A 26,054-nucleotide genomic window follows, 5' to 3' on the forward strand; every position below is an offset into this window, starting at 1 on the left:
TGGTATGTTCGTGAATACTGTGATCGCGTTTATTCTTATTTTTGGAACGCTCGTATTTTTCCATGAGCTTGGTCATCTCATCCTTGCTCAAAGAGCCGGAATACTGTGCCGGGAGTTTGCTATCGGCTTCGGTCCGAAAATCTTTTCTTTTAAGAAAAATGAGACCGTTTATACGATCAGGCTTCTTCCGATCGGCGGCTTTGTCAGAATGGCCGGTGAAGATCCTGAGATGATTGAAGTGAAGCCCGGTTATACGGTCGGGCTGTTGTTCGACAGCGAAAACAAAGTCGAAAAGATCATTATCAACCAAAAAGAAAAGTATCCTGACGCATTGGTCATCGAAGTGGAGCAGGCTGACCTGGAGCATCAGATGAGGATTACGGGCTATGAGCACGGCAATGAAGATCATCTCTCATCCTTTTCTGTCAGTGAAACGTCCTTTTTCATCGTAGACGGGGAAGAAGTCCAGATCGCTCCTTACAACCGCCAATTCCATTCAAAAACGGTTTGGCAGCGTATAAAGGCGATTGCGGCCGGCCCGATCATGAACTTTATTTTGGCTTATGTCATTCTCGTAATGCTCGGCCTGATGCAGGGAGTGCCGTCTGACGAGCCGGTGCTCGGCAAGTTGATAGACAACGGACGGGCGGCGGAAGCGGGACTCCAGGAAGGAGACCGCATTCAAACGATCAACGGGGAGAACATGAAATCGTGGACGGATATTGTCAACACGGTCAGGGAACACCCTGAAAAAGAACTGAAAATCGTTGTGATGCGCGACAACGTCAAGGTGACGAAATACGTAACACCTGAAGCAGTCAAGGCAGGGGACGAAACCGTCGGCAGATTCGGCGCTTACAACCCGGTGAAAACAGGAATCCTGACATCAATTTCCTACGGTGCGACCGAAACGGCGACAGTAGCGCAGAGCATCGTGACCAATCTCGGAAAGCTCGTCACGGGACAATTCTCAATCGACATGCTGGCCGGTCCTGTCGGCATTTATGACATGACAGACCAAGTGGCCAAGACAGGCGTTATCAATCTGCTGAAGCTGGCCGCATTTTTAAGCATTAACCTCGGGATCGTCAACCTTCTGCCAATCCCTGCGCTGGACGGCGGCAGACTGTTGTTCCTGTTTATTGAAGCGATCCGCGGAAAGCCGATCAACCGAGAAAAAGAAGCGTTTGTCGTCTTTGTCGGCGTCGCATTTTTGATGCTCTTAATGCTTGTCGTCACATGGAACGATATCCAGCGCTTATTTCTGTAAAACCAATTGCCTTTTTTAAGTGCAGCCAAGCCTTTTAAAAGGCTCTTTTTTAGGGACGCCGTTCCCGACTCAAAAAGTAACCAACTGAAACAAATGAGGTGCGAACGAATGAGACAGAGCAGGACTTTAATTCCTACGCTCCGCGAAGTGCCGGCTGATGCTGAAGCAAAAAGCCATCAGCTTCTTCTCAGAGCGGGGTTTATCAGACAAAACACAAGCGGTGTATACAGCTATATGCCTCTTGCCAATAAAGTCATTCATAAAATCCAGAGCATTGTCCGCCAAGAAATGGAGAAAATCAATGCCGTCGAAATGCTGATGCCTGCTCTCCAGCAGGCGGAAACTTGGCAGGAATCGGGAAGATGGTACACGTACGGTCCTGAGCTCATGAGGCTGAAAGACCGCCACGGCCGCGAATTTGCCCTTGGCGCGACACACGAAGAGGTCATCACAAGCATCGTCAGAGATGAAGTGAAATCGTACAAGCGCCTTCCGCTGACCCTTTACCAGATCCAATCGAAATTCCGCGATGAAAAGCGCCCGCGCTTCGGTCTGTTGAGAGGCCGGGAATTCATCATGAAGGATGCGTATTCCTTCCATTCTTCCGCCGAAAGCCTTGATGAAACGTACAATGATATGTACCAGGCGTATACGAATGTGTTTACGCGCTGCGGCTTGAATTTCAGACCGGTCATTGCAGATTCAGGCGCGATGGGCGGAAAGGATACCCATGAATTTATGGCATTGTCCGATGTCGGTGAAGATACAATTGCGTATTCTGATCAGTCTTCATACGCTGCCAACATCGAAATGGCTGAAGTGAAGGAAGCCGGTGCTGGCGAGCAGGCTGAAATGAAAGAGCTCCAGGAAGTCCACACACCTTCGGTCAAAACGATCGAAGAAGTTGCCGCATTTCTTGGCATATCCCCGTTAGACTGCGTGAAATCAATGCTCATGAAAGCAGACGGACGTTTTGTCCTCGTGTTGACGAGAGGGGATCATGAAGTCAACGATATTAAGGTGAAGAATCTGCTCCAAGCAGAAACGATCGAATTCGCGAGCGCCGAAGAGGTTGCTGAGATAACAGGTACTGAGCCTGGCTTTGTCGGACCGGTGGGGCTCGACCGTGAAATCGAAATCTTTGCAGACTTTGCTGTGAAGGCGATGGCAAACGCAGCAGCAGGAGCGAATAAAACAGATTACCATTATCAAAACGTGAATATCAGCAGGGATGCGCACAATGTGACATTCGCCGATCTCCGCTTGATCCAGGAAGGAGACCCTTCACCGGATGGAAACGGAACGATCCGTTTTGCAAAAGGAATCGAAGTCGGACAAGTTTTTAAACTCGGCACCCGCTATTCTGAAGCGATGGACGCAACATACCTTGACGAAAACGGACGCGCTCAGCCGATGCTGATGGGCTGCTATGGAATCGGGATTTCCCGGACACTTTCGGCCATCGTTGAGCAGCATCATGACGATAAAGGCTTGATCTGGCCGCTGGAAGTGACGCCGTATGACCTGCACATCCTCGCGCTTAACATGAAAAATGACGCGCAGGTTCAGCTTGCCGAAAAGCTGTATGAAGATTTTAAAGCGAACGGCTATGACGTATTGTTTGATGACCGTGCTGAACGGGCCGGCGTTAAATTTGCAGATTCCGATTTGATCGGTCTGCCGATCCGCATCACGGTCGGAAAAAGAGCTGATGAAGGCGTTGTCGAAGTGAAGATCCGCAAAACCGGAGAATCATTTGAAGTCGCCGCTGAAGAGCTTTTGGACTTTATCGAAAAACAAGTCAAGAGCTTATCTTCTCACTCTTAAAGATGTTAAACTAGAGTAAAGGAAGGTACCTCGGGAATCGTCCCAAGGTACCTTCAATTATGATTTTCTTTTAGGGAGGAATCTGTCTTGGAAGACCAGCTTTCTGTCAACAGAAGACAGTTTCAAATTCTTCTGCAGCAGCTGAATGTAACGGAAGATACGATGATCCGTCACCTTGAAGGCGGACAAATCATAAAGCTGACCGTTCATAAAAACAAGAAGACATGGCACTTTCACTTTAAATTGAAAAATGTCCTGCCTTATCAAATCTTCGAACGGTTTCACACCCAGCTGACCCGCACCTTTTCCCATATCGCTCAGGTCACCTGTTCCATCGAGGCGGAAAACCCTTCGATTGACGAGCAGCTTGTTCAGGATTACTGGACGCGCTGCATCCAGGAACTCGATGGTATTTCCCCGCCGATTTTGACGCTTTTGAACGACCAAAAGCCCAAGCTTACGGGGAACAAAATCCTGCTTAAAACGAAAACAGATACAGAAGCATCCGCTTTAAAAAAGAAATACAGCTCACTCATCCAGTCAAGCTACTGCACATTCGGTTTTCCTGAGCTCCAGCTCGACACAGAAATCTTTGTGTCAGATCAAGAGATTCAGAAATTCAGAGAGCAAAAAATGGCCGAAGATCAAGAGAGAGCCCTTCAGGCTTTAATCGAAATGGAAAAGCAGGATAAGGAAGCCCAAGACGATGAAGCGCCGTCAGGCCCTCTTCAGATCGGCTACCAGATTAAAGACTCTGAAGAGATCAGAACGCTTGACAGCATCATGGATGAAGAGCGGAGAATTACGGTGCAAGGCTATGTATTCGACGCTGAAACAAGAGAGCTGAAAAGCGGCAGAACGCTTTGTATCTTTAAGATAACCGACTATACAAACAGCATTCTCGTCAAAATGTTCGCACGTGAAAAAGAGGACGCTGTTTTGATGAAGTCCCTGAAAAAAGGGATGTGGGTAAAGGCGAGAGGAAGCATACAAAACGATACATTCGTCCGCGATTTGGTGATGATCGCCAACGATGTCAATGAAATCAAAGGGAAAACCCGTGAGGATACAGCACCGGAGGACGAAAAACGTGTCGAGCTCCACCTCCATTCACCGATGAGCCAGATGGATGCCGTATCAAGTATCGGCAAGCTTGTCGAACAGGCGAAAAAATGGGGGCATCCGGCTATCGCGCTCACTGATCACGCTGTTGTCCAATCGTTTCCTGATGCATTCGCGGCGAGCAAAAAGCATGGCGTGAAAATGATCTACGGACTTGAAGCCAACCTCGTCGACGACGGCGTGCCGATTGCCTACAATCCGGTGCACCGTCTGCTTGAAGAGGAGACATATGTCGTGTTCGACGTCGAGACGACGGGGCTGTCGGCCGTCTATGATACGATCATCGAGCTGGCCGCCGTAAAAGTAAAAGGCGGGGAGATCATCGAACGCTTTGAAAGGTTTGCAAACCCGCATCGCCCTTTATCGGCTACGATCATCGAGCTGACTGGGATTACCGATGATATGCTGAAAGATGCGCCTGAAGCCGAAGAGGTCATCCGAGATTTTAAAGAATGGGTCGGAGATCACACGCTTGTCGCTCACAATGCAAGCTTTGACATCGGCTTCATCAATGTCGCCTACAAGCGTCTGCTGAATTCGGAGAAAGTGCAGAACCCGGTCATTGACACACTTGAGCTGGGCCGTTTTCTTTATCCGGAATTCAAAAACCACAGGCTGAATACGCTTTGTAAAAAGTTTGACATCGAGCTCACCCAGCACCACAGGGCGATTTATGATACCGAAGCGACGGGCTATCTCCTTGTGAAAATGCTGAAAGACGCGGCCGAAAAAAATATCATGTACCACGATCAGCTGAATGAAAATATGGGGCAGTCCAATGCCTATCAGCGTTCAAGGCCATATCACGCGACCCTTTTGGCAGTCAATGAGACAGGTTTGAAAAACCTTTTCAAACTCGTGTCGCTTTCACATATCCATTATTTTTACAGGGTGCCGAGGATCCCGAGGTCACAGCTTGAAAAGTACAGAGAAGGCCTTTTAATCGGTTCGGCATGCGACAAAGGCGAAGTATTCGAAGGCATGATGCAGAAATCGCCGGAAGAGGTCGAAGACATCGCTTCATTTTATGACTATCTTGAAGTCATGCCGCCTGAAGTCTACCGGCACCTGCTCCAGCTTGAACTCGTCAGGGATGAAAAAGCGTTAAAAGAAATCATCGCCAACATCACAAAGCTCGGCGAGAAACTGAATATTCCAGTAGTAGCAACAGGGAATGTTCATTACCTGAACCCTGAGGATAAAATTTACCGCAAGATTCTGGTTTCCTCACAAGGCGGCGCAAATCCGCTCAACAGGCACGAACTGCCGAACGTTCATTTCCGTTCGACGGATGAAATGCTTGAGGCCTTTTCATTTTTGGGTGAGGAAAAAGCGAAAGAAATCGTCGTCAAGAACACCCGTTTGATCAGCGAGCGAATCGAAGAAATCAAGCCGATCAAAGACGATCTTTACACACCGAAGATCGAAGGCGCAGATGACGAAATCCGCCGCATGAGCTATGAGAAAGCAAAAAGCATTTACGGCGACGACCTTCCGGAAATCGTCGAAAAGCGGATCGAAAAAGAGCTGAAAAGCATTATCGGCCATGGATTCGCCGTCATCTATCTGATCTCTCATAAGCTTGTAAAACGCTCCCTTGATGACGGCTATCTTGTCGGTTCAAGGGGATCGGTCGGTTCTTCCCTTGTCGCAACATTGACGGAAATTACCGAGGTCAACCCGCTGCCGCCGCATTACGTCTGTCCGGATTGCCGCCATTCCGAGTTTTTCAACGATGGATCGGTCGGTTCGGGATTTGATTTGCCTGACAAAGACTGTCCGAAGTGTGGAGCGGCCTACAGAAAAGACGGCCACGACATACCGTTCGAGACGTTTCTGGGGTTTAAAGGGGACAAGGTTCCTGATATCGACTTGAACTTCTCGGGCGAATATCAGCCGCACGCCCACAACTACACGAAAGTCCTGTTCGGAGAGGATAACGTCTACCGTGCGGGAACGATCGGCACAGTCGCCGAAAAAACGGCTTACGGGTATGTCAAAGGGTATGCTAACGACAACAATTTGCATATGCGCGGGGCGGAAATCGACCGCCTTGTCCAAGGCTGTACAGGCGTCAAGCGGACGACAGGGCAGCACCCGGGCGGAATCATCGTTGTGCCTGATTACATGGATATTTACGACTTTTCACCAATCCAGTTTCCGGCGGATGCCACCGATTCCGAATGGAAGACGACGCACTTTGACTTCCATTCCATCCATGACAACCTGCTGAAGCTGGATATTCTCGGACACGATGATCCGACGGTCATCCGTATGCTCCAGGATCTGAGCGGGATTGACCCGAAGACGATTCCGACCGATGATCCCGAAGTGATGAAAATTTTCCAAGGGACAGAATCTTTAGGGGTAACCGAAGAGCAGATCGGCTGTAAAACCGGAACGCTTGGCATCCCTGAATTCGGAACCCGCTTTGTCAGACAGATGCTCGAAGACACCAAGCCGACGACATTTTCCGAGCTCGTTCAGATTTCCGGCCTGTCACACGGTACGGACGTATGGCTCGGCAACGCGCAGGAGCTGATTCACAATAATATTTGTGAACTGAGCGAAGTGATCGGCTGCCGTGATGATATTATGGTGTACTTAATCTACCAGGGGCTTGAGCCATCCCTCGCCTTTAAGATTATGGAATTTGTCCGTAAAGGTAAGGGACTGACACCTGAATGGGAAGAAGAAATGAAGAATAATAATGTTCCGGACTGGTATATCGACTCGTGTAAAAAAATCAAATACATGTTCCCGAAAGCCCACGCTGCGGCATATGTTTTGATGGCGGTCAGAATCGCTTATTTTAAAGTCCATCATCCGCTGCTCTACTACGCAGCATACTTTACGGTGCGGGCCGATGACTTTGATATCGAAACGATGATCAAAGGGTCGACAGCGATTAAAGCCGTCATGGATGACATCAACTCTAAAGGCCTTGACGCTTCTCCGAAAGAGAAAAGTTTGCTCACGGTGCTTGAGCTGGCGCTTGAAATGTGCGAAAGGGGCTTCTCTTTCCAAAAAGTCGACTTATACAGATCGAGCGCTTCCGAATTCATCATTGACGGAAACAGCTTGATTCCGCCGTTTAATTCAATACCGGGGCTTGGAACAAACGCCGCTTTGAATATTGTCAAAGCAAGGGAAGAAGGCGAATTTCTTTCCAAAGAAGATTTGCAAAAAAGAGGCAAGGTGTCAAAAACGATCATGGAATACTTGGAGCGCCACGGCTGTCTCGAGTCGCTCCCAGATCAGAACCAGCTGTCTTTATTTTAAAGGCTGCCGACTTATTCGGCAGTCTCTTTTTTGTTTTCTAACCCAGCGCGTGCTTCGAAGATTCAGAGGCGCGAAAAGTGCGGAAAGTTTGTTAGATTAATTGACAATAAAAATACATTAATGTTAATATTTTCAAAATGATATTATTCTATAAAGAAGTTCACTTTTTCAGTGAACAGAAGTTAGTTTCTTGATTAAACAAACAAAGTTCTTCGTTCCTCCGGCAAACATTGAACCTGCGTGAATCTGCAGCACATCTTCAAATTTCAAAAATTCAATCAGTCTCTTCTCCGCTTACCGAAAGACACCATTTGTCCGTCACTAAAGGAGGTGAGTGTCATGTAAACATCGGCTGTTTTGAAGGAAAACAAAATGAGGAGGAAGGAGTCCGTTGAAAGAGAAAGCTTTTTTGAAAATGAAAGCGTTTTTCTTTGTTTTACTGCTTACGTTTGCGATGTTGTTCATGCCGGCTTTCGGCAAGGCGGACATTGCATTTGCGAAAGAGAACCAAAATTATGCGGAGTTGCTGCAAAAATCAATTCTTTTCTATGAGGCGCAGCGCTCCGGAAAGCTTCCGGAAGGCAGCCGTCTGAATTGGAGAGGGGACTCTGCGCTTGAGGATGGAAAAGATGTCGGCCATGATTTGACAGGCGGATGGTATGATGCAGGAGATCACGTGAAGTTCGGCCTTCCAATGGCTTATTCTGCGGCCGTTCTGTCATGGTCCGTCTATGAGTACCGCGATGCCTATGAAGCGGCCGGACAGCTTGATGCGATATTAGACAATATCAGATGGGCGACAGACTATTTTATTAAAGCGCATACAGGCCCTTATGAGTTTTGGGGCCAAGTCGGCCATGGGGCCCAAGATCATGCCTGGTGGGGCCCGGCCGAAGTAATGCCTATGAAGCGGCCGGCTTATAAGATAGATGCAGCCTGTCCCGGTTCAGACCTTGCCGGCGGTACAGCAGCAGCCCTAGCTTCTGCATCAATCATTTTCAAGCCGACAGACGCTTCTTATTCAAATAAACTATTGGCCCATGCCAAGGAATTGTACGATTTTGCCGACCGCTACCGCGGCAAATATTCAGACTGCATTACAGACGCGCAGCAATATTATAATTCGTGGAGCGGGTATAAAGATGAGCTGACTTGGGGAGCTGTCTGGCTCTACTTGGCAACCGGCGAACAAAACTATTTGGATAAAGCGCTTGCTTCGGTCTCAGATTGGGGCGATCCCGCAAACTGGCCTTACCGCTGGACGCTTTCCTGGGATGACGTCACTTACGGAGCACAGCTGCTGCTCGCTCGTCTGACGAACGAATCCCGATTTACCGCATCTGTCGAACGCAATCTTGATTATTGGTCGACAGGCTACAATCATAATGGAAGCACAGAGCGTATCACTTATACACCAGGCGGGCTGGCATGGCTTGAGCAGTGGGGATCGCTGCGCTACGCTTCAAACGCCGCTTTTCTCGCTTTTGTTTATTCAGATTGGGTAAAAGATGCCGGCAAAGCAAAAAGGTATCGGGATTTTGCGGTTCAGCAAATGAACTATATGCTTGGGGATAATCCGCAACAGCGCAGCTTTATCGTCGGGTACGGAACAAATCCGCCGAAGCACCCGCATCACCGCACCGCACACGGTTCATGGGCCGATCATATGAATGTGCCTGAAAACCACCGCCATACCCTTTACGGCGCGTTAGTAGGCGGACCGGGAAAAGATGATTCGTACCGGGACGAAACAAATGATTATGTGTCAAACGAAGTTGCGATCGATTACAATGCGGCTTTCACGGGCAATGCAGCCAAAATGTTTCAACTGTATGGTGCCGGGCAATCACCGCTGCCTCATTTTCCCGAAAAGGAAACACCAGAAGATGAATTTTTTGCGGAGGCATCCATAAACAGCTCGGGAAACAACTACTCAGAAATCAGAGTGCAGCTTAATAACCGATCAGGATGGCCGGCAAAGAAAACCGATAAGCTGTCTTTCCGCTATTACGTGGACCTGACTGAAGCGGTGAATGCCGGATTTTCTTCGGAAGATATAAAGATCTCAACCGGATACAACGAAGGGGCGTCGGTGTCCCAGCTGAAGCCATATCACATCGGCGAACACATTTACTATACGGAAGTCAGCTTCAGCGGGGTTATGATATACCCTGGGGGTCAATCCGCCCATAAGAAAGAAGTTCAGTTCCGCCTAGCGGCTCCGGCGGGGACGTCTTTTTGGAATCCGAAAAATGACCACTCTTACCGGGGGCTGTCACACACGCTGGCAAAAACCCGGTATATACCAGTATATGATGAAGGCCGGCTTGTTTTTGGAAATGAGCCTGACTAAAAAACACCCGGATTCAATCCCCGGCAGTCCCATCATATGAAACGAAAGCTTGAAGCTTCAAAAGGAGGACGCATCATGGACAATAAAACACGCTTTATGCAATTGTATGAGCAAATTAAAAATCCGCAAAACGGCTATTTTTCGCCTGAAGGCATTCCTTATCATTCAGTTGAAACGCTCATATGCGAAGCGCCTGATTACGGCCATATGACAACATCTGAAGCATACAGTTATTGGCTTTGGCTTGAAGCGATGTACGGCCGATACACACAGGACTGGTCAAAGCTAGAAGCCGCCTGGGACAATATGGAGAAATATATCATCCCGGTCAATGAAGGCGATGGAAACGAAGAACAGCCGACGATGAACTATTATAACCCCTCAAGCCCTGCCACATATGCCGCCGAACACCGCTACCCAGATCTTTATCCTTCGGCTTTGACCGGACAATATCCGGCCGGAAACGATCCGCTTGACAGTGAGCTTAGATCCACATACGGAAGCAATGAAACGTATTTAATGCACTGGCTGCTTGATGTCGATAACTGGTATGGATTCGGGAACCTGTTGAACCCATCACACACCGCCGTTTATGTGAACACTTACCAGCGCGGTGAACAGGAGTCTGTTTGGGAAACGGTTCCGCACCCCTCTCAAGATAATCAGACGTTTGGAAAACCGAATGAAGGGTTAATGAGTCTGTTTACAAAAGAAAATCAGGCTCCTGCCCCGCAATGGCGCTACACTAATGCGACCGACGCCGATGCGCGCGCTGTTCAGGCGATGTACTGGGCAAGGCAATGGGGCTACAGCAATACTAAGTATTTAGAAAAAGCTAAAAAAATGGGGGACTTTCTCCGTTACGGCATGTATGACAAATACTTTCAAGAGATTGGAAGCGCTGCTGACGGCTCGCCTTCCCGCGGAACTGGAAAAAATGCCTGTCATTATTTAATGGCATGGTACACTGCTTGGGGAGGCGGATTGGGACAGTATGCCAACTGGGCGTGGCGGATCGGTGCGAGTCATGTGCACCAAGGTTATCAAAACCCTGTCGCTTCTTATGCACTGTCAACAGCTGAAGGCGGATTGGTTCCAAATTCATCCACAGCGCGCAGCGATTGGGAACAGGCGCTGAAAAGGCAGCTTGAACTTTACACATGGCTGCTTTCTTCAGAAGGAGCTGTTGCAGGCGGCGCCACGAATAGCTGGAACGGCAGCTACAGCGCATATCCGCAGAATGTCAGCACATTTTACGGAATGGCATACACAGAAGCGCCTGTATATCACGATCCGCCTTCTAACAATTGGTTCGGGATGCAAGTCTGGCCGCTGGAAAGGGTGGCGGAACTGTATTATATTTTCGCAGAGAAAGGTGACAAATCGTCTGAAAACTTCCAAATGGCAAAGCATGTGATTGAAAAATGGATCGCGTATTCGCTTGATTATGTGTTTGTGGGCGAACGGCCTGTTACGGATGAAGAAGGCTATTATTTAAATGAAGCGGGAGAACGCGTCCTTGGCGGCCAAAACCCGCAGATCGCCGTACAATCCGATCCAGGCGAGTTTTGGATTCCGGCAAACCTTGAATGGAGCGGCCAGCCTGATCCGTGGAAGGGATTTGATTCATTTACCGGAAATCCGGGACTGCATGTCACGACGAAGAATCCTTCTCAAGATGTCGGTGTTCTCGGCAGCTATATTAAAACGCTTGTCTTCTTTGCAGCCGGAACAAAAGCCGAAACCGGCGGCTTTACCACTCTTGGAAACAAGGCCAAAAACGTGGCAAAAGAACTGCTTGAAGCAGCATGGAATAAAAATGACGGAATCGGTATCGCAGCAGAGGAAGAACATGAAGATTATATCCGCTACTTTACGAAGGAAGTCTATTTTCCGAATGGCTGGAGCGGCAAAAACGGGCAGGGCAACACCATTCCTGGTTCCAACACTGTGCCGTCTGATCCGGCAAAGGGCGGTAACGGCGTCTATATCAGTCATGCCGACCTCCGTCCGAAAATTAAAAACGATCCGATGTGGCCTTATTTGGAAAATAAATATCAGACCTCGTGGAATCCGAATACAGGCAAATGGGAAAACGGTCTGCCGACTTTTGTGTATCACCGCTTCTGGTCTCAGGTCGATATGGCGACAGCTTACGCTGAGTATGACCGTTTAATCGGAAATGCATAACAATCTGTAAGAGAATGTCAGATTGATATGCGCTTGAACGTTTGGGAAAAGGCGGCGTTCAGCCGCCTTTTTTAAATTGAGGGATTTTAGCCAGTGTTTTGCACGATCATCTAATAAAAAAGGAGTTCAAAAGTTTGAGAGAAAAATGGTTAGCCTTGTGTTTAAAGTCGATCATTCTGTTCGTTTTGATCATGGGAACCGTTCTTTTATCCACAGTTCCGAAAGCTTCGGGAACAAGCGGGCCAGTAAAGCAAGAAAAGCAGAGCATCATCACCCCGGCAGACCTTTTGGAAAACATGAGTCCCGGATGGAACCTTGGCAACACGCTGGATGCTGTTCCGACAGAAGGCTCTTGGAACAATCCGCCGGTTCGCGAGCATACTTTTGATGATATTCGCGACGCGGGGTTTAAAAGCGTCCGGATTCCGGTGACATGGGACTCCCACATCGGCAGCGCTCCCGGGTATCTGATCGACACCGCTTGGATGAACCGGGTGGAAGAAGTGACGGATTGGGCGTTGGAAAGAGAATTTTATGTCGTGTTAAATATTCACCACGATTCTTGGCTATGGATCAGCCGCATGGGAAACAGCCAGCAGGAGACATTAGATAAGCTGGGGAAAGTCTGGAAGCAAATTGCCGAGCGTTTTAAAAACAAAAGTGAACGCCTCCTGTTTGAAATCGTCAATGAACCGACTGGAATGAACGCATATCAAATGAATCTGCTTAACCGCGAGATGCTGAACATCATCCGTTCGACCGGCGGAAACAACAGCCAGCGGCTCGTGATCGTCGGGGGGCTTGAAGATAACAAAGATGAATTGCTTCATTCATTTGAACCGCCTGATGATGACCGGATTGTCCTCACATATCACTACTATTCTCCGTGGGATTACGTATCAAACTGGTGGGGCCGGACGACTTGGGGATCGGCAGCCGAAATCTCCGAGATGGAGGAGGATATCAAACCGGTTTATGAAAAATTTGTAAGGGAAGGATACCCGGTTATCATCGGCGAATACGGTACCCTCGGCGCCAATGAAAATCATTCAAAGCGGCTCTATCATGATACGTTTGTCCGCCTTGCCCACAAATATCAAATGGTCCCGATGTGGTGGGACAACGGGAATGACCAGTTTGACCGGACTGAGAGACAGTGGCGCGATCCTGTTGTTAAAGAGATTGTCATTCAGGCGGGACGCGGCGTTCCCAATGCGATCATCAAACCGGCAGATCTTTTTATAAAAAAAGGTCAAAACCTCAGCGATCAGACGGTGGACATTCAGCTGACCGGCAATGTGCTGACCGGCATTTATCAGAAATCCGAACCATTAAAGGAAGGCAGTGATTATACAGTTGATAATGCCGGAAAAACGGTCTCTATTAAGGAATCCTGCTTGGCAAAGCTGCTGAACGGGTCCGGGCAGCCTGGGGTAAAAGCGCAGCTCACGTTTACGTTTCATAAAGGAGCCAGCCAGGTTATGGATATCATTCTTTATGATGACCCGAAGCTTGAAAAAAGCGAATTCACCGTCAGTCAATCGGCAATCAGCGGTGATCTCAAAATCCCGGCGTCACTGAACGGAACGAAGCTGGCTACGGTTAAAGGAGTCGTCGATTCTACAGGAAGGCCGGTTCTTGAAGAAGTATGGTCATGGACGCCCTACTTGAACTATGACGAGGATTTTTACGAAAAAGACGGGGATTTGTATTTGAGAGAGCGGGTTTTAAAGTATTTGAAAAGCGATTCCACCTTTACATTTGAACTGTGGCCGAAAGGCGTCGAGACGGTCGTGAAGGTGAAAGTCACGCCTTGAACGGCCTGCTAATCTCTGAATGGCGCCGTCCATGGATCTTCTTTATGAAAGCAGGGAAAAATAATGATGACGAAAAAGTTTTTTTTGACACTGCTGATACCGTTTTTGCTTGCGCTTTCCGCCATTCAATTTGGCAATCCCCGGCCGGCACTAGCTGCGTCTCCTTTTGTTGTGACATCCGGAACATCGTTCATTTTAAATGGAAAAGACTTTTATTTTGCCGGGACGAATAACTATTATTTCCATTATAAATCTAAAAAAATGGTCGACGATGTGTTTGAAGATATGAAAGCGATGAAATTGAAAGTGATCCGCATCTGGGGATTTCTTGACGGCCAGCCGCAGGAAAATACCGTCATGCAGCCAAGGCCGGGCATATATGATGAATCAGGCTTTTCAAAGCTTGACTATGCCATTTATAAAGCGGGACAGACAGGGATAAAACTAGTCATCCCTTTTGTGAACAACTGGGATGATTTCGGCGGAATGAATCAATATGTCAGGTGGTTTCAGGCGGATGGACATGACGCCTTTTATACTCATCCGGACATTAAAGAGGCGTATAAAAATTATGTATCCTAGATCAGAACCATCTTGTAGCAGTTGGAGATGAAGGATTTTATCATATAGAAGGGCACCCTGATTGGCATTACAGCGGCGGAGAAGGTGTGGATTGGAAAAGGCTGACTGCTCTTAAGCATATTGATTACGGCACATATCACCTCTATCCGGATCATTGGGGCAAAACGGCCGAATGGGGAAATCAGTGGATCACAGACCATATTTGCGATGGAAAAGAAATCGGCAAGCCGGTCGTTTTAGAAGAGTACGGCTATCAGGATAAGTCCAGAAGGGACGACGTCTACAGAACATGGCTTGAACTCATAGAAAAGCAGGGCGGAGCGGGCAGCCAATTTTGGATTTTGACCGGTATTCAGGATGACGGGACCCTTTATCCGGATTATGACGGTTTTCGGATCGTTTATCCGAGCTCTGCCGCTTCTGTCATTTCAGAACATGCGAAGCGGATGAATGAGAAATCATCCGCTTCCGAAATGCGTCAGACTAAACGCTGTCATGATTTGCAATAAAAATATGGTTATGGTATAGTTTTATTGGAAATGCTAACGATAGCCGAGGCGAAGAGTGGGGAAACCCGCTCTTTTGTATTGAACAGGCAATTTTGTCTCGACATGTTCATCGTTTTTTCTAAAATCCCCTGCTTTTGAAGCAGGGTTTTTACGAGGGAGCTGATGAATGGGAGCCTGCACAAGGAGGAAAAGTATGAGTAACAAAGTGATCGATACCGTCAGCGAAATGGTCCAGCCTATACTAGACAATCTTCAGCTTGAACTCGTTGACATCGAATTTGTCAAGGAAGGTCCGAGCTGGTTTCTTCGCGTGTTTATTGATTCAGATGACGGCGTGGACATCGAGGAATGTGCCAAGGTTAGCGAAGCTCTTAGTGAAAAGCTCGACGAGGCTGACCCGATCAAGCAAAACTATTTTCTTGAAGTATCGTCACCTGGAGCTGAGAGGCCTTTAAAGAAAGAAGCCGATTTCATGAAAGCGCTCGGAAAAAACGTATATATTAAAACGTACGAACCTATTGAAGGCAATAAAGAGTTTGAAGGCGAACTTTCCGCATTTGACGGTGAAAACGTGGAAGTCGCGGTGATGATCAAAACGCGCCGGAAAACGATCAATATTCCATATGATAAAGTAGCCAAAGCAAGGCTGGCTGTTTCGTTCAATTAATTTTTGACTGTTTAAGGGGGAAACCATAAACATGAGTAGTGAGTTGTTAGATGCCCTGACTGTTCTTGAAAAAGAAAAGGGAATCAGTAAGGACATTATTATTGAAGCAATTGAAGCTGCGCTCATTTCCGCTTATAAGCGGAACTTCAACCAGGCGCAGAACGTCAGGGTAGATTTAAATCGCGACACCGGTTCAATCCGCGTTTTCGCCCGCAAAGATGTCGTGGATGAAGTATATGATCCGCGCCTTGAAATCTCGATTGAAGATGCCGTAAACATCAATCCGAACTACATTGTCGGAGATGTCGTGGAAATCGAAGTGACGCCGAAGGATTTCGGCCGCATCGCTGCCCAGACGGCAAAGCAGGTCGTGACTCAGCGCGTCCGCGAAGCGGAGCGCGGCGTCATCTATTCTGAATTCATCGATCGCGAAGAAGATATCATGACAGGCATCGTTCAGCGGATCGACAATAAGTTCATCTATGTCTCTTTAGGAAAAATCGAGGCCCTTCTGCCGGTTTCAGAACAGATGCCGAATGAAGTCTACAAGCCCCATGACCGGATCAAAGTGTTCATTACAAAAGTCGAAAAAACGACGAAGGGTCCGCAGATTTACGTTTCAAGAACTCATCCAGGTTTATTAAAACGTCTCTTTGAAATCGAAGTCCCGGAAATTTACGATGGAACGGTCGAGCTCAAATCCGTGGCGAGAGAAGCGGGAGACCGCTCGAAGATTTCCGTGCGCACGGATAATCCCGACATCGATCCCGTCGGCGCCTGCGTCGGACCGAAGGGTCAGCGCGTTCAGGCGATCGTCAATGAATTGAAAGGCGAGAAAATTGATATTGTTCATTGGTCAAACGACCCGGTTGAATTCGTCGCCAATGCGCTGAGCCCTTCAAAAGTGCTCGACGTCATCGTCAATGAAGAGGATAAGGCGACAACGGTTGTCGTTCCTGACTACCAGCTGTCGCTCGCCATCGGAAAAAGAGGTCAAAACGCCCGCCTGGCAGCCAAGCTGACAAGCTGGAAGATCGATATTAAAAGCGAAACAGATGCAAGAGAGCTTGGAATTTATCCAAGGGAGCTTGAAGAAGAGGAGCCGGAAGAGCTTTTCTTTGAAAGCGAAACTCCAGAATCGGATGAATAAGAGGTGACCTTTGGTGAAAAGCCGAAAGAAGATCCCGCTTAGAAAATGCGTCGTAACAGGGGAAATGAAGCCTAAAAAGGAGCTCATCCGCGTCGTCCGTTCGAAAGAAGGGGAAGTTTCCGTAGACCCGACCGGCAAGAAAAACGGCCGGGGAGCCTACCTTACTCTTGATAAAGACGTCATTTTAACTGCAAAAAAGAAAAACAGCTTAGCAAATCAGCTTCAAGCACAGATTGATGATCAGATTTTTGATGAACTGCTGGAACTGGCGGAAAAGGAGAATTAGATAAATGTCGGAATCAGAATGGTTTTCCTTGCTGGGTCTGGCGAATCGAGCTCGAAAGGTCGTGTCCGGAGAAGACCTGGTTGTGAAAGAAATCAGGCATTCGCGCGCAAAGCTTGTTTTGCTTGCAGACGACGCATCGGCTAACACGGAGAAAAAAGTAACCGACAAATGCAGGCACTACGATGTACCGGTGAAAAAAGTCGGAGATCGTATGCTTTTGGGCCGTTCAATCGGCAAAGAATCCCGTGTGGTTGTTGCTGTCACTGATCAAGGTTTTGCGAATACGTTGCTCCGAAAGCTCGATTAATTTTTTTGGGGGTGAACGAATGGCTAAAATGAGAGTTTATGAATATGCAAAAGCCATAAATGTTTCAAGTAAGGATATTATCGCGGCATTGAAAGATATGAATATCGAAGTCAATAACCATATGGCGATGATCGAAGAAAATGCGATCAAACAGCTCGATCAAAAATTCAAGAAGAGCGCTAAACCTGCGGGAAATAAAAAGGATGCCGGTACAGGCGGACAAAAGCCGCAGCAAGAAGCCGCAAAACAGAATGCCGGAAGTAAGCCAAACAAAAATCGAGACGGAAAGAAGAATAACGTGCAGAATACTCAATTTAACAATAAAAACAAGAAGAAAAACAACAACAACAATAACAAAAAGAACAAGCGCGGTAAAAATCATCAATCTCCGCAGGAGAAGCAGTTCAAGCCGAAAAAAGAACTGCCTGAAAAAATCGAATTTACCAACTCAATGTCGGTCGGGCAGCTTGCCGAAGAGCTCGGAAAAGAACCGTCAGAAATCATTAAAAAATTAATGCTTCTCGGCACTATGGCAACGATCAACCAAGATCTTGACAAAGATACCGTTGAGCTGATCGCTTCAGAATACGGCGTCGACGTCGAAGAAGTGATCGTCCTTGAAGAAACCGAGCTCGAAAAATACGAAGAGCCGGATCAAGAAGAAGACCTTGAAATCCGTCCTCCTGTCGTAACAATCATGGGCCACGTCGACCACGGAAAAACAACGCTTCTTGACAGCATCAGAAAAACGAAGGTCGTCGAAGGCGAAGCCGGAGGCATCACACAGCATATTGGCGCTTATCAGATCGAGGAAAACGGCAAAAAGATCACCTTCCTTGACACTCCGGGCCACGCCGCATTCACAACGATGCGCGCACGCGGTGCGGAAGTTACGGATATTACGATTCTCGTCGTAGCTGCAGATGACGGGGTCATGCCGCAGACGGTCGAAGCGATCAACCATGCGAAAGCGGCTGAAGTGCCGATCATCGTCGCTGTCAACAAAATCGACAAACCGACGGCAAACCCTGACCGGGTGATGCAGGAGCTGACAGAGCACGGTCTTGTTCCTGAAGCATGGGGAGGCGAGACGATTTTCGTTCCTCTTTCAGCACTGTCAGGAGAGGGAATCGATGAGCTGATCGAAATGATCCTGCTCGTCAGCGAGGTCGAGGAGCTCAAAGCGAATCCGAACCGCAGAGCAAAAGGAACGGTCATCGAAGCCGAGCTTGATAAAGGAAAAGGTTCTGTCGCAACACTGCTCGTTCAAAACGGAACGCTTCACGTCGGAGATCCGATTGTCGTCGGGAACACATTTGGACGCGTTCGCGCGATGGTCAATGATGTCGGCAGACGCGTTAAATCGGCGGGGCCGTCAACACCTGTTGAAATCACCGGATTGAACGAAGTTCCGAACGCAGGGGATCAGTTCCTTGTGTTCAAAGACGAAAAAACAGCCCGTTCAGTCGGCGAAGCCCGCGCTACAAAACAGCTTGAAGAACAGCGCAGCGATAAAGCGAAGCTCAGCCTTGATGACTTGTTTGAACAGATTAAACAAGGCGATGTCAAAGACATTAATCTCGTTGTCAAAGCTGATGTTCAAGGCTCTGCTGAAGCTCTCGTTGCAGCACTGCAAAAAATAGAAGTCGAAGGCGTCAGAGTCAAAATCATCCACACAGGCGTAGGTGCGATTACCGAATCAGACATTATTTTAGCTTCTGCTTCAAATGCAATCGTGATCGGGTTTAATGTCAGACCTGACGGAAATGCTAAGAGTACCGCCGAAGCCGAAAATGTGGATATCCGCCTTCACCGCATCATTTATAAAGTCATCGATGAGATCGAAGCAGCCATGAAAGGCATGCTTGATCCTGAGTATGAAGAAAAAGTGATCGGCATGGTTGAAGTCCGTCAAACATTCAAAGTCTCTAAAATCGGAACGATTGCCGGAGGCTATGTAACGGAAGGTACGATCACACGTGACAGCGGAATCCGCTTAATCCGCGACGGCGTCGTCATCTATGAAGGGGAAGTCGATGTGCTGAAACGCTTTAAAGATGATGTGAAAGAAGTTTCACAAGGATATGAATGTGGTATCACCATTAAGAAATACAACGACATTCGCGAAGGCGATATGATCGAAGCGTATGTCATGCAAGAAATTGAAAGAAAGTGATCGGTTTCGTTGAATGCGAATGCATCATTTACGATGCATCATCACTCAAGGAAAAACGGGCGGTGCTGAAGCGGGTGATCACAAGAATCCGCGCAAAGTTCAACGTTTCTGTTTCAGAAATTGACTACCAGGACACTTGGCAGCGCACAAGCTTTGGTATCGCCGCCGTTTCTTCCTCTCGCGTGCAAACGGAAAAAGAGCTGCAACGGGTTTTAAGCTTTATCGACTCTTTTCCGGAAATTGAACGGACGATCACGAGAACAGAGTGGTTTTAACGTAGAGGTGGTATGGTCATGACGATGAGAGCTACCCGTGTGGGTGAGCAGATGAAAAAAGAACTTGGTGACATTATCGGCAGAAAGCTGAAAGATCCGCGGATCGGATTTTTAACAGTCACTGATGTCAGGGTCTCAGGTGATTTGCAAATTGCCAAAGTGTATATTTCCGTTTTAGGCGATGAAAAGAAACGGGAAGAAACGCTCAAGGGCCTGGCAAAAGCAAAGGGCTTTATTCGTTCCGAACTTGGAAACCGAATCAGGCTTCGCAAAACACCTGAAATCCATTTTGAGTTCGATGAATCGATCGATTACGGAAACCGTATCGAAACATTGATTCACGAGCTGAACGCAAACAAAGAAGAATCATAAGCTGAAAAAGGATAGGCGGGCGACTGCCTGTCCTTTTTAGCTCCAAATGAGAAAGGGGCGAAGAAACACGAATGTATAACGGAGTCCTTCTGTTACATAAACCGGTGGGCATGACTTCGCACGACTGCGTCATGAAGATCCGCAAACTGTTGAAAACAAAAAAGGTCGGCCATACCGGCACATTGGATCCCGAGGTGTCGGGCGTTCTCCCGATCTGCGTCGGGAGAGCAACCAAAGTCGTCGAGTATTTGACGGAAAAGTCCAAAACATATGATGCAGAGGTCACGCTTGGCTGTTCCACGGAGACAGAAGACCAGACGGGGCAAGTCACGGAAAAGAAACCCGTCTTAGCGCCGCCTGATGAACAGGCCGTGCAGAGCGTCCTGAGATCTCTTGAAGGAACGATTGAGCAAGTCCCGCCGATGTATTCCGCTGTCAAGGTAGGCGGCAAAAAGCTGTATGAATACGCGCGGGCCGGTATCGAGGTTGAACGGCCGAAGCGAGCCATCACCATCCATCATATCGAACTGACATCCGAGATTCGCCATGAGCAGGATAAAGCCCGTTTCCGGTTTGTTGTGACATGTTCAAAAGGTACATATGTCAGGACCTTGGCGGTAACAATCGGGGAGAAGCTCGGATATCCCGCGCATATGTCCAACCTGGTCAGGACCGCATCAGGCCCTTTTACCCTTGATGAATGCTTGACCTTTGAAGACGTTGAAGGCTTGATTGCTGGCGGAACATTGTCTGAAAAGCTCGTCCCCATCGAACGTGCGCTTGATCATTTGCCGAAATGGATAATTAGTGATACATTAGCTAAGAAAGTGGAAAATGGAGCGGTGCTTGAAACGCCCGGCAGCTTTTCTCATTTGACGAGCGAAGACCGCATTGCGGTCTTTACGGAAGCAGGCCGGTGCACAGCCGTCTATTATCCGCATCCGACCAAAACCGGCCTGTTGAAGCCGGCAAAAGTACTCGTGCAAAAAAGCGAACAATAGAAAAGGTGACCGTTCTTGAAGACGATACATATTTCCCACCCACACGACTTGAAGCGTGAGGATTTTCCGACATCAGTTATGGCATTAGGCTATTTTGACGGTGTTCACCTGGGACATCAGCAAGTGATTCTTACAGCAAAAAACACCGCGGCAAGAGAAGGGGTCAAAACGGCGGTGATGACCTTTCATCCCCACCCTTCTGCCGTGCTCAAAAAAGGCCGGGAGCCAAAAGATTTAATCACGCCATTGCAGGACAAAATCAGCATCATTGAAGATTTAGGGGTCGATTTTTTATACGTTGTCACATTTACCCCTGAATTCGCTTCTCTATCGCCTGAAGAATTTATCGATCAATATATACTCGGCTTTCACGTTACTCATGTTGTAGCCGGATTTGACTTTACCTTCGGGAAATTCGGCAAAGGCACAATGGAAAACTTCCAGGAGTATGCGAAAGGCCGTGTCAAAAGCACGTCTGTCGCAAAATACTCCAATCAGGACCAAAAGGTGAGCTCCACGAGAATCCGCACCGTCCTGGGAGCCGGAGACGTCGAGTACGCCGCTGAACTGCTCGGCAGGCCGTACCATGTGAAAGGCTTTGTGATCCACGGCGATAAAAGGGGCCGAACGATCGGATTTCCGACCGCCAATATCGGCCTTAAAGACACATACATCGTCCCGCCGACAGGTGTGTATGCCGTTAAAGCCGAAATCGGCGGCGCTGTCTACAACGGCGTCTGCAATGTCGGATACAAGCCGACGTTTTACGAAAAACGGCCGGGGCAGCCATCAATCGAAGTCAACTTATTCGATTTTGACCGTGACATATACGGGTCCGAAATTAAGGTCGAATGGTATAAGCGGCTGAGGAGCGAAAAAAAATTCGGCAGCGTTGACGAGCTTGTCGAACAGATTTCTAGAGACAAAGAAGAAGCGATCCGCTTCTTCAGAGAGCGGAAGCCGGCCGAAATCTAGATGTATGGAAACGGCAATACGCGTCAACAATGGTGATAATAGCTAAACTTCATCATAAATGGTTGCATTAGGCCCGCATTTCTAGTATCATATTGTCTGTAGCTTTAAAACCGTTCACTTGGCAAATCGAATCACCGGCGTTTGCTAGGTAATCGGGGCTAATATTATATGGAGGTGAAACAGGATGGCAATTACTCAAGAGCGTAAAACACAACTCATCAATGAGTTCAAAACCCACGAATCTGACACGGGATCACCGGAAGTTCAGATCGCTATCCTAACAGATCAAATCAACAACTTGAACGAGCATTTACGCACTCACAAGAAAGACCATCACTCACGTCGCGGTCTTCTTAAAATGGTAGGTAAACGTCGTAATCTTCTTACGTATCTTCGTAACAAAGACGTAACTCGTTACCGTGAGTTGATCAACAAACTAGGATTACGTCGATAATCGTAAAAAGCGGGAGGATTCCCGCTTTTTTATCGTATAAGAACGAATATCCGGCAACTCTAAAACGCGTTGTTCATATAAATGATTTTAAATGACACGATTCATTCTTTACATAGCACTTTGCCATTGATATGTTCAATTCATTTCGTTCATAATAGGAGTAACGTAAAAACTATCCGAAGAGAGGAGTTCATATAAGAATGGGACAAGAGAAACATGTCTTTTCCATAGATTGGGCCGGCCGCAAGCTGACGGTAGAAACCGGCCAGCTTGCAAAACAAGCAAACGGAGCTGTCATGGTGCGTTATGGAGACACCGCTGTGCTCAGCACCGCAACGGCTTCAAAAGAACCTAAAACCGTAGATTTCTTCCCGTTAACCGTGAATTATGAAGAAAGACTTTACGCCGTCGGAAAGATTCCGGGCGGGTTTATTAAAAGAGAGGGCAGACCGAGCGAAAAAGCGATTCTCGCCAGCCGGTTAATCGACCGGCCGATTCGTCCGCTGTTCGCAGACGGCTTCCGGAATGAAGTTCAAGTCGTCAGCATCGTCATGAGTGTTGACCAGGATTGTTCGTCGGAAATGGCGGCAATGTTCGGATCGTCTCTTGCGCTGTCCGTATCGGACATCCCGTTTGAAGGGCCGATTGCCGGAGTGACGGTAGGCCGGGTTGACAACGAATTTATTATTAATCCGACACTTGAACAGCTTGAAAAAAGCGACATTCACCTCGTCGTAGCGGGAACGAAAGATGCGATCAACATGGTTGAAGCAGGAGCAGACGAAGTTCCGGAAGAAATCATGCTTGAAGCGATCATGTTCGGTCACGAGGAGATCAAGCGGCTTATTGCGTTCCAGGAGGAAATCGTCGCCGCTGTCGGGAAAGAAAAATCAGAAATCACCCTGTATGAGATCGATTCCGATCTGAAAGAAAAAGTGCGGGGAATGGCCGAATCAAACCTCTTAAAAGCGATCCAGGTTCATGAAAAGCACGCGCGCGAGGACGCGATCAGCGAAGTGAAAAACGAGGTTTTGGCCAAGTTTGAAGAAGAGGAACACGATGAAGACACGCTGAAACAAGTGAAAGACATTTTGTCGCAACTTGTTAAAAATGAAGTGCGCCGTCTGATCACGGAGGAAAAAGTTCGTCCTGACGGCCGGGCAGTCGATGAGATCCGCCCGCTTTCTTCAGAAGTCGGACTCCTTCCGAGAACACACGGTTCAGGCCTTTTCACACGGGGGCAGACGCAGGCGCTCAGCATTTGTACGCTCGGTGCGCTTGGCGATGTACAAATTTTGGACGGTCTCGGTGTCGAGGAATCAAAACGCTTTATGCACCATTACAACTTCCCGCAGTTCAGCGTCGGGGAAACAGGGCCGATGCGCGGACCGGGACGCCGCGAAATCGGGCACGGAGCCCTCGGGGAACGTGCGCTTGAGCCGATTGTTCCGTCTGAAAAAGACTTCCCGTACACCATCCGCCTCGTCTCTGAAGTGCTTGAATCAAACGGTTCAACTTCCCAGGCGAGCATTTGTGCAAGCACGCTTGCTATGATGGATGCAGGGGTGCCGATTAAAGCTCCGGTGGCCGGAATCGCAATGGGTCTTGTTAAATCAGGTGACAACTACACGGTCCTAACCGATATTCAAGGTATGGAAGACCATCTCGGAGATATGGACTTTAAAGTAGCGGGAACTTCCAAAGGCGTCACAGCTCTGCAAATGGATATTAAAATTGAAGGCCTATCAAGAGAGATTTTGGAAGAGGCTCTTCAGCAGGCGAAAAAAGGCAGAATGGAAATTCTTGAAAGCATGCTGAGCACATTGGCTGAATCAAGAAAAGAGCTTTCTCCTTATGCGCCGAAAATCTTGACGATGTCGATCAATCCGGATAAAATCCGCGACGTCATCGGACCAAGCGGAAAACAAATCAATAAGATCATTGAAGATACAGGTGTTAAAATCGATATTGAACAAGACGGCACAATCTTCATCTCTTCCACCGATGAAAGCATGAACCAAAAAGCGAAGAAAATCATCGAAGACCTTGTCAGAGAAGTTGAGGTCGGACAGCTTTACTTAGGTAAAGTAAAGCGGATTGAAAAATTCGGAGCTTTCGTTGAACTGTTCAGCGGAAAAGACGGTTTGGTCCATATTTCAGAGCTTGCGCTCGAACGGGTAGGAAAAGTCGAAGATGTCGTCAAAATCGGCGACGAGCTCCTTGTTAAGGTTACCGAAATCGATAAACAAGGACGCGTCAACTTATCAAGAAAAGCTGTACTGCGTGAACAGAAGGAAAAAGAAGAACAAAAATCGTAAAAAACGGTGTTTTATCTTGCTTCTGTCTTCGTCTTCAAAGCAAAAGGAAGCCTGGGTAACCCGGCTTCTTTGTTTTAAGCCGTGAAAACGGTCCGGTTCTATCTTGTCCTTTTCTCACATATTTTGTGGGGAAGGGAGGAATACAATTGAAAAGAACGATTGTTCGTGTTTCCGTTTTTTTCTTTCTTTTGCTGATGTCCTATCAGATGATGAACCGTCCGTATTCACAACATTACATAGATGCGATGAAAAAAGATGCGGTCACGGTTGCCGCTCAGAAGGACGAATTGTACCAGGAGCTTTTGCAAAAAGCGCCTGAATATGAAGTAAAGGCCCAGAATGCGAAAATTGATCAAATATGGAAAGCGATTCCCGGCTACAACGGCTTAAAAGTAAACATCGAAAAATCGTACAAAAAAATGAAACGGATCGGAGCATTTGATGAGAAGCTGCTCGTTTATGATCAAGTGAAACCTGATGTTCATTTAGAATCCTTAAAGCCTGAGCCGATCTACCGCGGACACCCGGATAAACCGATGGTATCGTTTATTATCAATGTCGCTTGGGGTAATGAATATTTGCAGGAGATGCTTCCCGTTTTAGAAAAGCATCGTGTCAAAGCCACCTTTTTTTTGGAGGGCAGATGGGTGAAACATCACCCCGAGCTCGCAAAAGCCATCCAAAACGGCGGACATGAAATCGGAAACCATTCATACAATCATCCGGATATGAGCAAACTGACGAGAGAACGTATTTCAGAACAGCTGCGGATGACAAATGAACAAATAGAGGAAACGCTCGGCGTCAAGCCGAAATGGTTCGCCCCGCCGAGCGGCAGCTTCCGCAAAGAGGTTGTGGATCAGGCTCACAAGATGGGGATGGGAACGATCATGTGGACAGTTGATACGATCGATTGGCAGAAACCGCAGCCGGCCGTCTTACAGCAACGGGTATTAAGCAAAGTACATAACGGCGCCATGATATTAATGCATCCGACAGATCCAACTGCAAAAAGTCTTTCCGTTTTGATACAGAACCTTCATGAAAAAGGCTATCAAATCGGAACTGTTTCACAGCTGATGAATGAAAAAAGGCTTGTTGAAGAATAGGATGTGCGGCCC

Annotated in this window: 18 protein-coding genes and 1 pseudogene; all 19 read left to right on the top strand. The window is 47.7% G+C overall.

Translation table 11 applies throughout. The features are described 5' to 3' along the window. Positions 1-4: 4 nt before the first annotated feature. The 19 genes and pseudogenes from rseP to M1D59_RS09170 all read left to right on the top strand — a co-directional run bounded on the left by rseP (position 5) and on the right by M1D59_RS09170 (position 26,042). Positions 5-1,270 carry an RIP metalloprotease RseP gene (gene rseP, locus M1D59_RS09080; RefSeq protein WP_105978898.1) on the top strand — a complete coding sequence of 422 codons (1,266 nt, stop codon included), beginning with the start codon at positions 5-7 and terminating at the stop codon, positions 1,268-1,270. A 108-nt stretch (positions 1,271-1,378) separates the two neighbouring features. Then, positions 1,379-3,097, top strand: coding sequence for a proline--tRNA ligase (locus tag M1D59_RS09085; protein ID WP_271725189.1), 1,719 nt, complete (start codon positions 1,379-1,381; stop codon positions 3,095-3,097). A gap of 87 nt (positions 3,098-3,184) precedes the next feature. After that, on the top strand, positions 3,185-7,501 hold the full coding sequence (locus tag M1D59_RS09090; RefSeq protein WP_020451423.1) for a PolC-type DNA polymerase III: 4,317 nt from the start codon (positions 3,185-3,187) through the stop codon (positions 7,499-7,501). Positions 7,502-7,892: 391 nt separating this feature from the next. After that, on the top strand, positions 7,893-9,854 hold the full coding sequence (locus M1D59_RS09095) for a glycoside hydrolase family 9 protein (protein ID WP_458117945.1): 1,962 nt from the start codon (positions 7,893-7,895) through the stop codon (positions 9,852-9,854). Between the two features lie 75 nt (positions 9,855-9,929). Further along, positions 9,930-12,044 (top strand): glycoside hydrolase family 48 protein, encoded by a 2,115-nt coding sequence (locus M1D59_RS09100; RefSeq protein WP_458117946.1) that lies wholly within the window; start codon positions 9,930-9,932, stop codon positions 12,042-12,044. 134 nt (positions 12,045-12,178) lie between these two features. After that, positions 12,179-13,861 carry a cellulase family glycosylhydrolase gene (locus M1D59_RS09105; protein ID WP_154059142.1) on the top strand — a complete coding sequence of 561 codons (1,683 nt, stop codon included), beginning with the start codon at positions 12,179-12,181 and terminating at the stop codon, positions 13,859-13,861. A gap of 63 nt (positions 13,862-13,924) precedes the next feature. Continuing rightward, a pseudogene (locus tag M1D59_RS09110) lies at positions 13,925-14,952 on the top strand (glycoside hydrolase 5 family protein). A 193-nt stretch (positions 14,953-15,145) separates the two neighbouring features. Then, positions 15,146-15,619, top strand: coding sequence for a ribosome maturation factor RimP (gene rimP, locus M1D59_RS09115; protein ID WP_023857195.1), 474 nt, complete (start codon positions 15,146-15,148; stop codon positions 15,617-15,619). Positions 15,620-15,650: 31 nt separating this feature from the next. Further along, the gene (gene nusA, locus M1D59_RS09120) at positions 15,651-16,769 is read left to right on the top strand and encodes a transcription termination factor NusA (RefSeq protein WP_020451429.1); all 1,119 of its coding nucleotides are present in this window, start codon (positions 15,651-15,653) and stop codon (positions 16,767-16,769) included. 13 nt (positions 16,770-16,782) lie between these two features. Then, a complete protein-coding gene (rnpM, locus tag M1D59_RS09125) occupies positions 16,783-17,055 on the top strand; it encodes an RNase P modulator RnpM (RefSeq protein WP_020451430.1) in 273 nt (90 codons plus the stop codon). A 4-nt stretch (positions 17,056-17,059) separates the two neighbouring features. Continuing rightward, on the top strand, positions 17,060-17,362 hold the full coding sequence (locus M1D59_RS09130) for a YlxQ family RNA-binding protein (protein WP_020451431.1): 303 nt from the start codon (positions 17,060-17,062) through the stop codon (positions 17,360-17,362). Between the two features lie 19 nt (positions 17,363-17,381). Next, complete coding sequence (gene infB, locus M1D59_RS09135; protein WP_020451432.1) at positions 17,382-19,538, top strand: translation initiation factor IF-2; 2,157 nt, start codon at positions 17,382-17,384, stop codon at positions 19,536-19,538. Then, on the top strand, positions 19,535-19,813 hold the full coding sequence (locus M1D59_RS09140) for a DUF503 domain-containing protein (RefSeq protein WP_020451433.1): 279 nt from the start codon (positions 19,535-19,537) through the stop codon (positions 19,811-19,813). Before infB ends, M1D59_RS09140 begins: the two co-directional genes overlap by 4 nt. 18 nt (positions 19,814-19,831) lie before the next feature. Beyond that, on the top strand, positions 19,832-20,185 hold the full coding sequence (rbfA, locus tag M1D59_RS09145; RefSeq protein WP_003181873.1) for a 30S ribosome-binding factor RbfA: 354 nt from the start codon (positions 19,832-19,834) through the stop codon (positions 20,183-20,185). A 71-nt stretch (positions 20,186-20,256) separates the two neighbouring features. Continuing rightward, entirely contained in the window at positions 20,257-21,186 is a 930-nt protein-coding gene (truB, locus tag M1D59_RS09150) for a tRNA pseudouridine(55) synthase TruB (RefSeq protein WP_025811410.1), read from the top strand. A gap of 15 nt (positions 21,187-21,201) precedes the next feature. Further along, the gene (gene ribF, locus M1D59_RS09155; protein ID WP_020451435.1) at positions 21,202-22,161 is read left to right on the top strand and encodes a bifunctional riboflavin kinase/FAD synthetase; all 960 of its coding nucleotides are present in this window, start codon (positions 21,202-21,204) and stop codon (positions 22,159-22,161) included. Between the two features lie 184 nt (positions 22,162-22,345). Further along, positions 22,346-22,615 carry a 30S ribosomal protein S15 gene (gene rpsO / locus M1D59_RS09160; protein WP_003181879.1) on the top strand — a complete coding sequence of 90 codons (270 nt, stop codon included), beginning with the start codon at positions 22,346-22,348 and terminating at the stop codon, positions 22,613-22,615. Between the two features lie 200 nt (positions 22,616-22,815). Beyond that, complete coding sequence (pnp, locus tag M1D59_RS09165; protein ID WP_020451436.1) at positions 22,816-24,933, top strand: polyribonucleotide nucleotidyltransferase; 2,118 nt, start codon at positions 22,816-22,818, stop codon at positions 24,931-24,933. A gap of 146 nt (positions 24,934-25,079) precedes the next feature. Beyond that, positions 25,080-26,042, top strand: a complete 963-nt coding sequence (locus M1D59_RS09170) for a polysaccharide deacetylase family protein (RefSeq protein WP_197407276.1) — start codon at positions 25,080-25,082, stop codon at positions 26,040-26,042. Positions 26,043-26,054 lie beyond the last annotated feature (12 nt).

The sequence above is a fragment of the Bacillus sp. PK6-026 genome (assembly GCF_054161455.1).